Below are 12,048 nucleotides of genomic sequence, written 5' to 3' on the forward strand. Positions count from 1 at the left end.
CCGCCGGACCCTACAAGGTCAGGTGATGTCGTCGTAACCGTTCAGCCGGTGCGAGCCGGGCCCGTCCGCCTCGCCGGTGTTCTGGCCGGGCAGCGCGGGGCGGGGGGAGGAGACGTTCTCCACGCGGCCCACGGGCTCGGGTGTCAGATCGAGCGTCGAGGCCTCGTCGTCGCTGAGCTCGGCGTCGGGGTTGTTGCGGTTGCGCCGCTTGTCGTTCAGTAGCGAGAAGCCGGTGGCGATGAAGTAGAGGAGGGCGAGCGGTCCCGCGAGGAGCAGCATCGAGATGGGCTCGCCGCCCGGGGTGGCGATGGCCGCGAAGGCGGTGAGGCCGACGACCATGCCGCGCCACCAGGTCAGCATCCGCTTGCCGGAGACGACACCCGTCATGTTCAGCGCGATGAGGAGCAGCGGCAGCTCGAAGGCGAGGCCGAAGACGATCACCATGCGGACGAGCAGGTCCAGATAGCTGTCGAGCCCGATCTGGTTCTGGACGTCGTCCGGGCTGAAGCCGAGCATGATCTCGGCGGTCTGCGGCAGGATCGCGTAGGCGAGATAGCCGCCGGCCAGGAAGAGCGGGGCGCCGACGACGGCGAAGGCGTAGGCGTAGCGCTTCTCGCCCTTGTGCAGACCCGGGGCGACGAAGGCCCACAACTGGTACAGCCAGACCGGGGTGGCCAGCAGCACACCGGACATCAGCGCGACCTTGAGCGCGTTGGTGAACGGGCCGATGAGGGTGTCGGTCTTCAGCAGTGCGCAGGACTTGCCGTCGACCGTGGTGACGACGCCGTTCTTGCAGCCGACCGAGTCCTGGATGGGAGCCAGGAGGAACTCGTAGATGTCCTTCTGGTAGAACGCCGCGACGATCATCACGACGACGATCGCCAGCACGGCCTTCAGCAGCCGGTTACGCAGCTCACGCAGGTGATCGAGGAGAGGCATCCGCCCCTCGTCGTCCTTCTCCTGCTTGCGGGCAGACTTGAGCAACCCACTTCCCTCGTCTCGTGCGGCGGCTGTCGGCGGAGCGCGTCGGCGGTCAGCTCTGGGTGGTGGGCTTGGCCTCGTTGACCGGGCGGGAGCTGGTGACGTCTCCCGGCGCGGCCTGGATGGTGCGCGCGGTGGTGGACTGCGGCGGGGCCGTGTCGTCGACGGTCTCCGTGGTGGGCGCCGCGGTCGCCGCGTCGTCCTTCTTCATGGCCTTGGCCTCGCTCTTGAGGATGCGGGCCGACTTGCCGAGCGAGCGCGCCATGTCGGGGAGCTTCTTGGCACCGAAGAGCAGCAGGATGACAGCGATGATCAGAACGATCTCGAGGGGCTTCAGATTGCCGATCATGTGCGACTTCCTTCTCACTGAGGCGGCTGGGGGTGGGCTCGCTACCCGTTCGACCGGGCATATGTCCGATCGTTGCGCTTGGCAGCGATCGTAACCCGCAGGGGTAAACGCGAGGCAATGCCCGTGCGTACTGCGGCTTGCGGCCCCGCACCTCCCTGCCTGGGCCGACCCATGCAGCGTACCCCCCTGTGCCGTGGGGCATCAGGCCCCCGGGCCGTTATCGCAGGCCGTCACCGGTGGCCGCGAGGCGGGTGGCGGCCCGTTCCAGGTCCTCGGACGCCCGGTTGATGCGCTCGGTGGTGTCGGTGACCTGGCGGCCGAGACGCCGCGCCTCGACGAAGACCTTGATGCCGAGGACGCCGAGGACGGCGATGCCCAGGAATCCGAGGGCGATGGCGAGCATGGGCCAGAACATACGGGGTGCCTCTTCCTACGAGCTTGCCGCGGGCTTCCGGCGGACGGGCCGCTGCGGTCGGGGCGCTACAGGGCAGTGTGGAGGCGCAGGGTGCGTACGCCGCCGCCGGTGAGCAGTTCGATGATGCGCTCCCCGGCCGGCTTGCGGACCGAGGCGCCGCACTCGGGGCAGGTGAAGGTGTAGAAGGTGGTGCGGTGGGTGGCGCCGATCGCCAGGCGCAGTGCGGCGGCGGCCAGTTCGAAGCGCCCCCGGCAGTCGGGGCAGGCGGCCCGGAAGCGTACGGCGGCGGGGACCGGCACGGGGACGGGGCCCGGGCCGGACCGGGGCGCCGAGCGTGTCCCGGTGCCGGACACAGCCTCCGGGCGGGCTCCGCCGGCGGCCGGGAACAGGGGCGTCCGGTTCATCGTCGTCTCCCTTCCCCGGGCCCTCAGACCGCGTCCTCGTAGGCGGCGAGCGCCTCGCGGGCGGCGTCGCGGGCGCTGTCCGCGAGCTCCGGCGGGGTGACGATGCGGCCGTCACCGCCGAGGCGCAGGGCGAGCCGGCGCAGCGAGGCCGGGTCGGGGGTGCGCAGGGTGATGCGCAGGCCGCCGTCGGGGAGTTCCTCGGCGCTGTCGTGCGGGTAGTACTCGGCGACCCAGCGGCCGCCGGTGCCGACCTCGATCACGACTTCCGGGTCCTCGGCGGCGGGCTGGACGAGTCCGGCGGACAGATCGCGCAGTTCCAGCTCGGGCGGGGCGGCGGGGGCGTCGAGGAGGCGGATCTCGGCGACCCGGTCGAGCCGGAAGGTCCGGCGGGCCTCGGAGAGCCGGCACCAGCCCTCCATGTAGGTGTGGCCGACGGCGAAGAGCCGGATGGGGTCGACCTCGCGCTCGGTGAGTTCGTCGCGGGCGGGCGAGTAGTAGCGCAGCCAGAGCCGGCGGCGCTCGGAGATGGCCCGGTCGACGTCGGCGAAGACGCCGCCCTCGGCCTCGAAGGTCACCGAGAGCCGGGAGCTGGCCGCGCCGGACTCGCCGGCGGCCGTCTCCAGCTTGGCGGTGGCGCGGACGAGGGCCTCGCGGTCGCTCTCGCGCAGGCCGGGGAGGGTGGCGACGGCGCGGGCGGCGACGAGCAGCGCGGTGGCCTCGTCGGCGGCGAGCCGGAGCGGTTCGGCGACGTCGTCCGGGTTGTGCCACCAGATGCGGTCGCCGTCGGTGTCGATGTCGAGGAGGTCGCCGCCGCGGAAGCTGGTGCCGCACATGGGCAGGACGTCGAGGTCGGAGATCAGCTCGTCCTCGGTGATCCCGAAGGCCCGCGCCACGTCCTGGACGTGGGCGCCGGGGCGCTCGCGCAGATACGTCACCAGGGACAGCATCCGGCGGGTCTGGTCGATCGCGTTCGTGGCCATCGTTTCTTTGCCCCTAGTCCTTGGCCACGGCTCGGAGCCGGTCCACCACATCGGCCCGCAGATCGGCGGGCTCCTCCACGACGACGTCCGGGCCGAACTCGACGAGCCAGGCGTCCAGCCCGTGTCCGTACGGGATCTCCAGCTCGTCCCAGCCGTCACCGCGGGTCCGTACGGCGGTGGCGCGGGATCGGAGCGGGTAGCCGGCTCCGGCGCGGAGCCTGATCCGGGCCGTGCGGGTCGCGGTCTCGCCGGCCCAGCTCTCGACGGTCTCGCGGACGGTGACCACGTCGGGCACCTCGGCGCTGAAGGCTCCGGCGCGCGAGCGGACCTTGCCGGTGATGCGGGAGAGCCGGAAGACGCGTTCGGCGCCCCGCTCGCGGTCCCAGCCGGCCAGATACCAGTGTCCGCGCCAGCATTCGAGCGTCCAGGGTTCGACCTGGCGCTGTTCGGCGCGGGCGGAGTTGGCCTTGCGGTAGTCGAAGGTGACCGGGCGGCGGTCGCGGCAGGCCAGCATGAGGGGCTCGAAGGCGGCCTCGTGGACGGGGATGCGGGGTTCGAGGGCGCTGTGGACCTCGTAGGCGTCCTCGGCCTCGGGCATTCCGGCGGCGCGCAGCTTCTGCAGGGCGCCGCTGGCGGCCCCGGCGAGGCGGGCCTGCTGCCAGACCTTGGCGGCGAGGCCGAGGGCGGCGGCCTCCTCGGCGTCCAGGGTGATGGGGGGCAGCCGGTTGCTGTCGCGGCGGGCGAGATAGCCGGTGTCGCCGTCGAGGTTCTCGACGGTCTCGATGACGAGTCCGAGCTCGCGCAGATCGTCCTTGTCGCGCTCGAACATCCGGTTGAAGGAATCGTCGGAGCCCGCTTCGAGGTAGGCCTCGATGGATCCGCGGAGTTCACGCTTGCTGAGGGGGCGCCGGGTCCCCAGCAGGCACAGCGCGAGGTTCATCAACCGCTCGGCCTTGGCAATCGCCATCGACGCCCTTTCTCCGGTGCTCTACGACGGTCGACCGTACCGCCCCGGGGTGTGGGGATCCAAAGCCGGGCCGTCGGGCGGAGGGCGGGGACGGGCCCCTGGACGGCCCTGAGGGCCCCCGCCGTGCGGCGGGGGCCCTCAGGGGTACGTGCGGGAACGGATCAGGCCGCGACGAGGTCGCAGACGAAGATCAGCGTCTCACCGGGGGCGATCTTGCCGCCGGCGCCGCGGTCGCCGTAGGCGAGGTGGGCGGGGATGATCAGCTGGCGACGACCGCCGACCTTCATGCCCTGCACGCCCTTGTCCCAGCCGGAGATGACCTGGCCGGCACCGAGCTGGAACTGCAGCGGGGTGCCGCGGTTCCAGGAGGCGTCGAACTCCTCGCCGGTGGAGAAGGAGACACCCACGTAGTGGACGGCCACCGTCTGGCCCGCCTGGGCCACCGGGCCGTCGCCCTCCCAGATGTCCTTGATCTCCAGATCGGCCGGCGGCTCGCCGCCCGGGAAGTCGACCTCGGGCTTCTCGATGCTCACTGAACTGCTCCTAAAAGAATCTTGGGGAAAAACCCCACAAGTCTTGCACGGGTCGCCCCGTCACCCGGACCGTACGGAGAAGGTGTCTCAGACGGTCCCGAGGATGTCGACGACGAAGACCAGGTTGTTCTTGGCCAGCTGGTTGGAGGGGTCGGCTCCGTAGGCCTGGTTGGGCGGGATGGTCAGCAGGACGCGGTCGCCGACGTGCTTGCCGACCAGTCCCTTGTCCCAGCCCTGGATGACGCCGCCGACGCCGATCGGGAAGGCGCTCGCCCCACCGTGGTCCCAGGAGGAGTCGAACTTCTCCCCGTCCTCCCACTTCACCCCGGTGTACTGGACGACCAGGCCTTCACCGGCCTTGACCGCGGCGCCGTCGCCCTTGATCAGGACCTGCTCCTTGAGGTCCTTCGGGGCCTTCTCGCCCTTGGGGATGGTGATGGTCGCGGCCTTCTGCGACGCGGCCTTCACCTCGGGCATCCCGGCCTCGCTGGCGGCCTGGGCGCCCTTCGCCTCGCCCTTCTTGTCGACCTTCTTGGCGTTGACGATGTCGACGACCCAGACCAGCGGGTCGGTGGGCTTGATCCCGGACTGCGGGTTCAGCTGCTCGCCGACGATCGCCTCGGCCGTGCCTTCGACCTGGACCCGGCTGCCGACCTTGTGGCCGGCCAGTGCGTCCGCGACCTTGGTCGGCAGCATCTGCCCCTGCTTGCCGACCTCCTGCACGACCTGGGCGCGGGGGGCCTTCGGGTCGGCGCCCTGCCGCTGGGCCCAGGTGGAGCCGAGCGCCTCGATGTTGCCGGCGAAGTCCAGGCGGACGATGTCGCCCTTCTTCACCTCGGCGCCGTCACCGGTCGAGACGTCGCTCGTGACGACCTCGTCGGACACCTTGGCGTCCTTGGCGATCTCGATCTTGGGCTCGGCACCGAACTTCCCGGAGACCTCGGCGACCGGCCCCGAGCTCTTCGGCGCGGCGTCGTCCTTGGAATCGGAACCGCAGGCGGCGGTGATCAGCAGAGCGGGCACGGCCAGTACGGCGGCGGCACGCCGGGCAGTTTTCGTGGGGATCATCAGTCCAACTCGCGTAGGGGGCTCCGGGCACTCCCGCCACTCTACGACTTCGCCCCAGCGGCATCACGGGTACCGACACGGCTGTACGCCGGGGCGGCCGGCCCCGGCGTACACTGTGCCCTTTTCCCGCGAGTCCCGAGAGTCCCGCGGGTTCCGCTTCCCCGGGTGCCTCCGCGCGGGCGGCCCGTCACATGCCGGCGATGAGCTTCTCCACCCGTTCGTCCACGGACCGGAACGGGTCCTTGCACAGCACCGTGCGCTGCGCCTGGTCGTTCAGCTTGAGGTGGACCCAGTCGACGGTGAAGTCCCTGCGCTGCTCCTGGGCCCGGCGGATGAAGTCGCCGCGCAGCCGCGCCCGGGTGGTCTGCGGGGGCACCGTCTTGCCCTCGAAGATCTTCAGGTCGTTGCAGATGCGGGCCGTCTGCCCCTTCTTCTCCAGGAGGTAGAAGAGACCGCGACGGCGGTGGATGTCGTGGTAGGCGAGGTCTATCTGGGCGACCCGGGGGTTCGACATGGTCATGTTGTGCTTGGCCCGGTACCGCTCGATGAGCTTGTACTTCATGACCCAGTCGATCTCGGTGTCGATCCGGTCGAGGTCCTGGGCCTCGATCGCGTCCAGGGCGCGGCCCCACAGCTCCAGGACCTGGTCGACGGTGCCGGTGCGGATACCCCGGCGCTCGACGAAGTCCACGGCCTTCTCGTAGTACTCGCGCTGGACCTCGATGGCCGAGGCCTCCCGGCCGCTGGCGAGACGCACCTTGCGCTGGCCGGTGAGGTCGTGGCTGACCTCGCGGATCGCCCGGATCGGGTTCTCCAGGGTCAGGTCGCGCATCACGGTGCCCGCCTCGATCATGCGGAGCACCAGGTCGGTGGCGCCGACCTTGAGCAGCATGGTCGTCTCGGACATGTTCGAGTCACCGACGATGACGTGGAGGCGGCGGTACCGCTCGGCGTCGGCGTGGGGTTCGTCACGGGTGTTGATGATCGGCCGGGAGCGGGTCGTCGCGGAGCTGACACCCTCCCAGATGTGCTCGGCACGCTGGCTGACGCAGTAGACCGCGCCCCGCGGAGTCTGGAGCACCTTGCCGGCGCCGCAGATCAGCTGCCTGGTGACGAGGAAGGGAATGAGGATGTCCGCGAGCCGGGAGAATTCTCCGTGCCGGGCCACGAGGTAGTTCTCGTGGCATCCGTAGGAGTTTCCCGCCGAGTCGGTGTTGTTCTTGAAGAGATAGACGTCGCCCGCGATTCCCTCCTCGTGCAGGCGGCGTTCGGCGTCGACGAGCAGGCCTTCGAGAATGCGCTCGCCGGCCTTGTCGTGGGTGACCAGTTCGGTCACGTTGTCGCATTCCGGGGTTGCGTATTCCGGATGCGATCCCACGTCGAGGTAGAGGCGGGCGCCGTTCCGCAGAAAGACGTTGCTGCTGCGGCCCCATGACACGACACGGCGGAAGAGGTAGCGCGCCACTTCGTCAGGTGACAGTCGGCGCTGTCCCCTGAACGTGCACGTGACGCCGTACTCGTTCTCCAGCCCGAAAATGCGGCGGTCCATGACTGAACATTACGCCTTATGACCCGAGCTGAAACCGGGTTCGACGGCACCGTTTCGATCATTTTCCGATCCCGTCACGACGGCGGCCGTACGGACGGGAGCGGTCCCGGGCGCCGGGACACCCCCCAGGACCTTCCCGGTGGCCAGCAGGACGACCAGGGCGGCCACTCCCCCGGCCCCCGCGACGGCGAAGCTCCAGGCGGTCGAGCCGAGTTCGACGGCCGGTCCGGCGACGGCCGTGCCGACCGCCGCGCCTACGCCGAACGTGGTGACGAGCCAGGAGAACGCCTCGGTCACCGTGCCGCGCGGGGCGTGCCGGTCGACCACGATGAAGGAGCAGGCGATGGCCGGGGCGAGGAAGACCCCGGCGAGGGCGGCGAAGACGGTCATGAGCGGCACCGAGGGGGTGAGCGTCAGCGGCAGATAACCCAGTGCCAGCAGCCCCACGATGACCCGCAGCCGCTTCTCGGGGGCGCCGGCCCACTGCCGCGCCCCGTAGGCCAGACCGCCGATCAGCGCACCGAGGCCGAGGGCGGCCATCAGCCAGCCGTACACCGCCTCCCGCCCGTGGTCGTCGGCGTACGCGACCCCGGCCACGGTGATGGAGCCGAGGGCGAGCCCCACGAAGAAGAACGCGCCGAGGAGCGCGAGGAGTCCGGGCGAGCGCAGGGCGCCGAGCCAGTGCGCCTCGCGGGGCGCGGAGCGCCAGGTGCGCGAGGGCTCGGACAGGATGACCGAGAGGGCGCCGAGGACGCCGATGGCGTTGATGACGAGCAGGGCGGCGGCCGGGGACCAGAGCGAGACGAGCAGCGTCACCAGGAGCGGTCCGACGGTGAACATGATCTCCTGCGCCACGGCGTCCATGGCGTAGGCCCGGTGCACCTGGCCCTCGCCCTTGAGGACGCTCGGCCACAGGGCCCGCAGACCGCCCTCCAGGGGCGGTGTGGCGACTCCGGCGACGATGACGGCGAGGTAGGCCAGCGGGAGCGAGCCGAGGCCGGTGAGGGCCAGCAGGGTCATCCCGAGCGCGGAGAGCACGGCGGCCGGGAGCTGGACGCGCGGCTGCCCGTACAGGTCGACCGCGCGGCCGAGCAACGGCTGCCCGACTGCGGTGGCCAGGCCGTACGCGGCGGCGAGCGCGCCGGCCAGGGTGTAGCTGCCGCCCTCCGCGCGGGTGAACAGCACGATCGCGATGTGCGCGGTGCCGTTGGGCAGCCGCCCCACCAGGGTGCCCGTCAGCAGCCGGGCGGCGTGCCGCGCCCGGAGGATGTCCAGATATCCCGCGGCCATTCCCGCCCCTCTCCGCCCCGGCCGGCCGTGCGCCCGCCGAAGTGTTACGTATAACGTCGAGCTTCATACGTACCATGTGCGCAGTTCGCGGGTCCACCCCGCGACGCCAGGGAGACGTTCCGCACGGAGGCACGAGTGACCAGCCCGCAGCAGCCCGTACCCGCCCGGCCCACCAGTCGTGACGTGGCCCGTGCGGCGGGCGTCTCCCAGGCGACGGTCTCCCTGGTGCTCGGCGGGAAGTGGCCCGGCCGGGTGTCGGAGGTCACCGCCCAGCGGGTCCGGGACGCGGCGGCGGAGCTCGGCTACCGGCCCAATCTGGCGGCCCGCAGCCTGCGGCTCGGCCGCACCAGGACGGCGCTGCTGGTGGTCCCGGCGCTCACCAACGAGTTCTTCGCCCGGGTGTACGCGGGAGCCGCGGCGCTCGCCGCCGAGCACGATTTCGGCGTGGTGCTCTACCCCTCGCCGGACGGTACGGGCCCGGCGCGGGACCCCTTCGCCTCGGCCCGGGCGGCGCTCGACGGGGTGATCGCGTCCTCGATGGCCGCCGACGCGCTGGACGCGCTGCACGGGGCGGATCTGCCGCTGGTGATGCTGGACAGCGACCCCTCGGACACCGGGCCCGCCGCCCATGTGAACCTCGACATCGCGGACGGGATGCGGCAGGTGACGGGCCATCTGCTGGGGCTCGGCCACCGCCGGTTCCTGCATCTGGCGTCCGCCGTGGACACCTGGACGTTCGCGGTGCGCGCCGAGGCGCTGCACGAGGCGCTGGGAGCGGCGGGCGGCGCGACGGTGCGTACGGTACGGGCACCGCTGGACGTCGGAGCGGGGCGCGAGGCGGCCGAGCGGGCTCTGGCGGTCACCGGGGAGCGGCCCACCGCGATCATCTGCGACGACGACATCCTGGCCGCCGGGGCCTGCAAGGCGGCGCGCAGGCTCGGGCTGCGGGTGCCGGACGAGCTGTCGGTGTCCGGCTTCGACGACCTGGCGCTGGCCACCGCGCTGGAGCCGGAGCTGACCACCGTGCGGCTGCCGGCGGAGCAGGTCGGGGAACGGGGCATGGAGGCGCTGCTCGCCGTGCTGGACGGCCGCCCCGCCGAGCAGGACGGCCTACCGGTCGAGCTCGTCGTCCGCGGCTCCACGGCGCCGCCGCCCGCCGCCCGGGCATGACGGTGCCCCCGGGCCAGGGCCCGGGGGCATGGCGGGCGTCGCTCGGCTACGTGCCGCTCTCCTCCGTGGAGCCGGGCTCGGAGCCGGACGCGCTGCCGTTCTCCGTACCGGTGGGGCCGTCGTCCTCGGCGTCGGACGGGGCGTCCGTGGGCGTGCTGGCGGCGGCCTCCGTCTCCAGCAGCCGGGCCAGCTGACGGCCGACGATCCGCTTGAACTTGCGCTGCTGGGGGCGGGTGCGGTCCAGGACCGCGACCTCCAGGCGCTCCGCGGGGATCTCCCGCTCGCCGCCGCCCGGCTCCCGCGAGAGGGCCTGGACAGCCAGCTTGAGCGCCTCGGCCAGCGTCATCCCGTCGCGGTGCCGCTGGTCGAGGAAGCCGCTGATCTGTTCGGCGTTGCCGCCGACCGCGACCGAGCCGTGCTCGTCCACGATCGAACCGTCGTGCGGCAGCCGGTAGATCTGGTCGCCCTCGGGTTCGGTGCCGACCTCGGCGACCACCAGCTCCACCTCGTACGGCTTCTCGGCCGCACTGGAGAAGATGGTGCCGAGCGTCTGGGCGTAGACGTTGGCCAGCCCACGGGCCGTCACATCGTCCCGGTCGTAGGTGTATCCGCGCAGATCGGCGTAGCGCACGCCGCCGATGCGGAGGTTCTCGTACTCGTTGTACTTGCCGGCGGCGGCGAAGCCGATCCGGTCGTAGATCTCGCTGAACTTGTGGAGCGCGCGGGACGGGTTCTCGCCGACGAACACAATGCCGTCGGCGTACTGCAGCACAACGAGGCTGCGACCACGGGCGATGCCCTTGCGGGCGTATTCCGCCCGGTCGGCCATGGCCTGCTGGGGTGAGACATAGAACGGCGTCGACACCGGCTATCCGTCCCTTCCTGTCAGTGACGAGTGCATCGGAAAAAGGCTGGGAGTCCGGATCAGAGCAGCGCGGCGCGCGGGCCGTCGGGCTGCTCGAGTCGGCGCTCCAGGACGGAGCGCGCGATCTCGGAGGACTCCTGGTCGGTCAGCCTCCGGAAGCCTTCGTCGGTGATGACGGTGACGATGGGATAGATGCGGCGGGCCACGTCCGGGCCTCCGGTCGCCGAGTCGTCGTCCGCCGCGTCGTACAGCGCCTGCACGACCAGGGTGAGGGCCTGCTCCTGCGTCAGGTCCTCGCGGTAGAGCTTCTTCATCGAGCCGCGGGCGAAGATCGACCCGGAGCCGGTGGCGGCGTAGCCGGTCTCCTCGGAACGGCCGCCGGTGACGTCGTAGGAGAAGATGCGGCCCTTGTCGCGGTCGATGTCGTAGCCCGCGAAGAGGGGAACCACGGCGAGGCCCTGCATGGCCATGGCGAGGTTGGAGCGGATCATGGTGGAGAGCCGGTTGGCCTTGCCCTCCAGGGAGAGCTGGGCGCCCTCGACCTTCTCGAAGTGCTCCAGCTCCAGCTGGAACAGCTTGACCATCTCCACGGCCAGTCCGGCGGTGCCCGCGATGCCCACCGCGGAGTACTCGTCGGCCGGGAAGACCTTCTCGATGTCGCGCTGCGCGATCATGTTGCCCATGGTGGCGCGCCGGTCGCCGGCCAGGACCACGCCACCGGGGAAGGACGCGGCGACGATGGTCGTCCCGTGCGGCGCCTCGATCGCCCCCTGGAGCGGCGGGAGGCTGCGGTTGCCCGGCAGCATCTCGGGCGACTGGTCGGACAGGAAGTCCATGAACGAGGACGAACCCGGCGTCAGGAAGGCAGCTGGTAGACGCCCGGTGCTACGAGTGTTGGCTTCCACGCGTTTCCCTCCAGGTATGCGATGGCCCAGCGCAAGAGAGTCAGGATCATCCCCCAACTTGCCGATGGCCGAATTGCCGTTGAAGCAGCTTGTGCCACGGACCCTACCCGCCTCGCGGGAGTGATCCACATGTTCGGCGGGGATATCCGTCCCGATCCGGCGGCCCGTCGTCCGGGCCCCGGTCGGCGGGCGGGGTGACGGCGTGCGCCGTCACCCCGCTTCCTACCGAGCGTTCACACCCGTGAACTACTCTCCGCCCTTCTGGACGAACGACCTCACGAAGTCCTCGGCGTTCTCTTCGAGCACGTCGTCGATCTCGTCCAGCACCGAGTCGACGTCGTCGCTCAGCTTCTCCTGTCGCTCCGCAAGGTCCTCGGACGCCTGCGCGTCCTGCGCCTGCTCCTCGACCTCCTCGGTGGAACGTGTCGCCTTCTGCTGTCCGCCGCCGGTGTCCTTGGTCGCCATGTAGCTCACCCCGCTCGGTTCGAAGCAATCGAAGCTCTTGATCAGACCCTACCCACCGGGTCCGACATTTGGCCCGGTAGTTGAGGCAAGCCCGTGCCTCAGGTGAT

Annotated in this window: 14 protein-coding genes and 1 pseudogene; 1 reads left to right on the forward strand and 14 read right to left on the reverse strand. The window is 71.0% G+C overall.

Translation table 11 applies throughout. The annotated features are described in order from the left end of the window. Positions 1–18 precede the first annotated feature (18 nt). The 10 genes from tatC to CCZ36_RS04990 form a co-directional block, all read right to left on the reverse strand. Positions 19–984, reverse strand: a complete 966-nt coding sequence (gene tatC, locus CCZ36_RS04945) for a twin-arginine translocase subunit TatC (RefSeq protein ID WP_069738800.1) — start codon at positions 982–984, stop codon at positions 19–21. 49 nt (positions 985–1,033) lie between these two features. Continuing rightward, positions 1,034–1,330 (reverse strand): Sec-independent protein translocase subunit TatA, encoded by a 297-nt coding sequence (gene tatA, locus CCZ36_RS04950; protein WP_069738799.1) that lies wholly within the window; start codon positions 1,328–1,330, stop codon positions 1,034–1,036. A 217-nt stretch (positions 1,331–1,547) separates the two neighbouring features. Then, positions 1,548–1,745: a hypothetical protein gene (locus CCZ36_RS04955; RefSeq protein WP_069738798.1), complete on the reverse strand. Its 198-nt coding sequence runs from the start codon at positions 1,743–1,745 to the stop codon at positions 1,548–1,550. A 65-nt stretch (positions 1,746–1,810) separates the two neighbouring features. Further along, positions 1,811–2,149 carry a hypothetical protein gene (locus CCZ36_RS04960; RefSeq protein ID WP_176734669.1) on the reverse strand — a complete coding sequence of 113 codons (339 nt, stop codon included), beginning with the start codon at positions 2,147–2,149 and terminating at the stop codon, positions 1,811–1,813. Between the two features lie 23 nt (positions 2,150–2,172). Beyond that, entirely contained in the window at positions 2,173–3,129 is a 957-nt protein-coding gene (locus tag CCZ36_RS04965; RefSeq protein ID WP_069738797.1) for a helix-turn-helix transcriptional regulator, read from the reverse strand. 13 nt (positions 3,130–3,142) lie between these two features. Continuing rightward, positions 3,143–4,096, reverse strand: coding sequence for a helix-turn-helix transcriptional regulator (locus tag CCZ36_RS04970; protein WP_069738796.1), 954 nt, complete (start codon positions 4,094–4,096; stop codon positions 3,143–3,145). Between the two features lie 161 nt (positions 4,097–4,257). After that, positions 4,258–4,629: an FKBP-type peptidyl-prolyl cis-trans isomerase gene (locus CCZ36_RS04975; RefSeq protein WP_069738795.1), complete on the reverse strand. Its 372-nt coding sequence runs from the start codon at positions 4,627–4,629 to the stop codon at positions 4,258–4,260. An 87-nt stretch (positions 4,630–4,716) separates the two neighbouring features. After that, positions 4,717–5,697 carry an FKBP-type peptidyl-prolyl cis-trans isomerase gene (locus CCZ36_RS04980; RefSeq protein WP_069738794.1) on the reverse strand — a complete coding sequence of 327 codons (981 nt, stop codon included), beginning with the start codon at positions 5,695–5,697 and terminating at the stop codon, positions 4,717–4,719. A gap of 187 nt (positions 5,698–5,884) precedes the next feature. Then, positions 5,885–7,246 (reverse strand): Pup--protein ligase, encoded by a 1,362-nt coding sequence (gene pafA, locus CCZ36_RS04985; protein ID WP_006123373.1) that lies wholly within the window; start codon positions 7,244–7,246, stop codon positions 5,885–5,887. A 9-nt stretch (positions 7,247–7,255) separates the two neighbouring features. Continuing rightward, positions 7,256–8,536 (reverse strand): MFS transporter, encoded by a 1,281-nt coding sequence (locus tag CCZ36_RS04990; RefSeq protein ID WP_069743889.1) that lies wholly within the window; start codon positions 8,534–8,536, stop codon positions 7,256–7,258. A gap of 135 nt (positions 8,537–8,671) precedes the next feature. On the opposite strand from CCZ36_RS04990, the gene CCZ36_RS04995 reads away from it, so the two are divergent. Continuing rightward, positions 8,672–9,706 carry a LacI family DNA-binding transcriptional regulator gene (locus CCZ36_RS04995; RefSeq protein ID WP_069738792.1) on the forward strand — a complete coding sequence of 345 codons (1,035 nt, stop codon included), beginning with the start codon at positions 8,672–8,674 and terminating at the stop codon, positions 9,704–9,706. Between the two features lie 46 nt (positions 9,707–9,752). Here the strand turns inward: CCZ36_RS04995 and prcA are convergent, their stop codons facing one another. From prcA to CCZ36_RS05015, 4 genes and pseudogenes are all read right to left on the reverse strand, one after another. Beyond that, a complete protein-coding gene (gene prcA / locus CCZ36_RS05000) occupies positions 9,753–10,571 on the reverse strand; it encodes a proteasome subunit alpha (RefSeq protein WP_069738791.1) in 819 nt (272 codons plus the stop codon). A gap of 59 nt (positions 10,572–10,630) precedes the next feature. After that, the gene (prcB, locus tag CCZ36_RS05005; protein ID WP_069738790.1) at positions 10,631–11,476 is read right to left on the reverse strand and encodes a proteasome subunit beta; all 846 of its coding nucleotides are present in this window, start codon (positions 11,474–11,476) and stop codon (positions 10,631–10,633) included. Further along, positions 11,428–11,617 (reverse strand): annotated as a pseudogene (locus tag CCZ36_RS05010) (endonuclease domain-containing protein); the annotation flags it as partial. The pseudogene CCZ36_RS05010 and the gene prcB, both read right to left, overlap by 49 nt. Before the next feature lie 105 nt (positions 11,618–11,722). Then, positions 11,723–11,941: a ubiquitin-like protein Pup gene (locus tag CCZ36_RS05015; RefSeq protein WP_010057120.1), complete on the reverse strand. Its 219-nt coding sequence runs from the start codon at positions 11,939–11,941 to the stop codon at positions 11,723–11,725. Positions 11,942–12,048: the final 107 nt, after the last annotated feature.

Origin of the sequence: Streptomyces sp. S063, from assembly GCF_002832675.1 — a bacterium.
Classification (GTDB): domain Bacteria; phylum Actinomycetota; class Actinomycetes; order Streptomycetales; family Streptomycetaceae; genus Streptomyces; species Streptomyces sindenensis.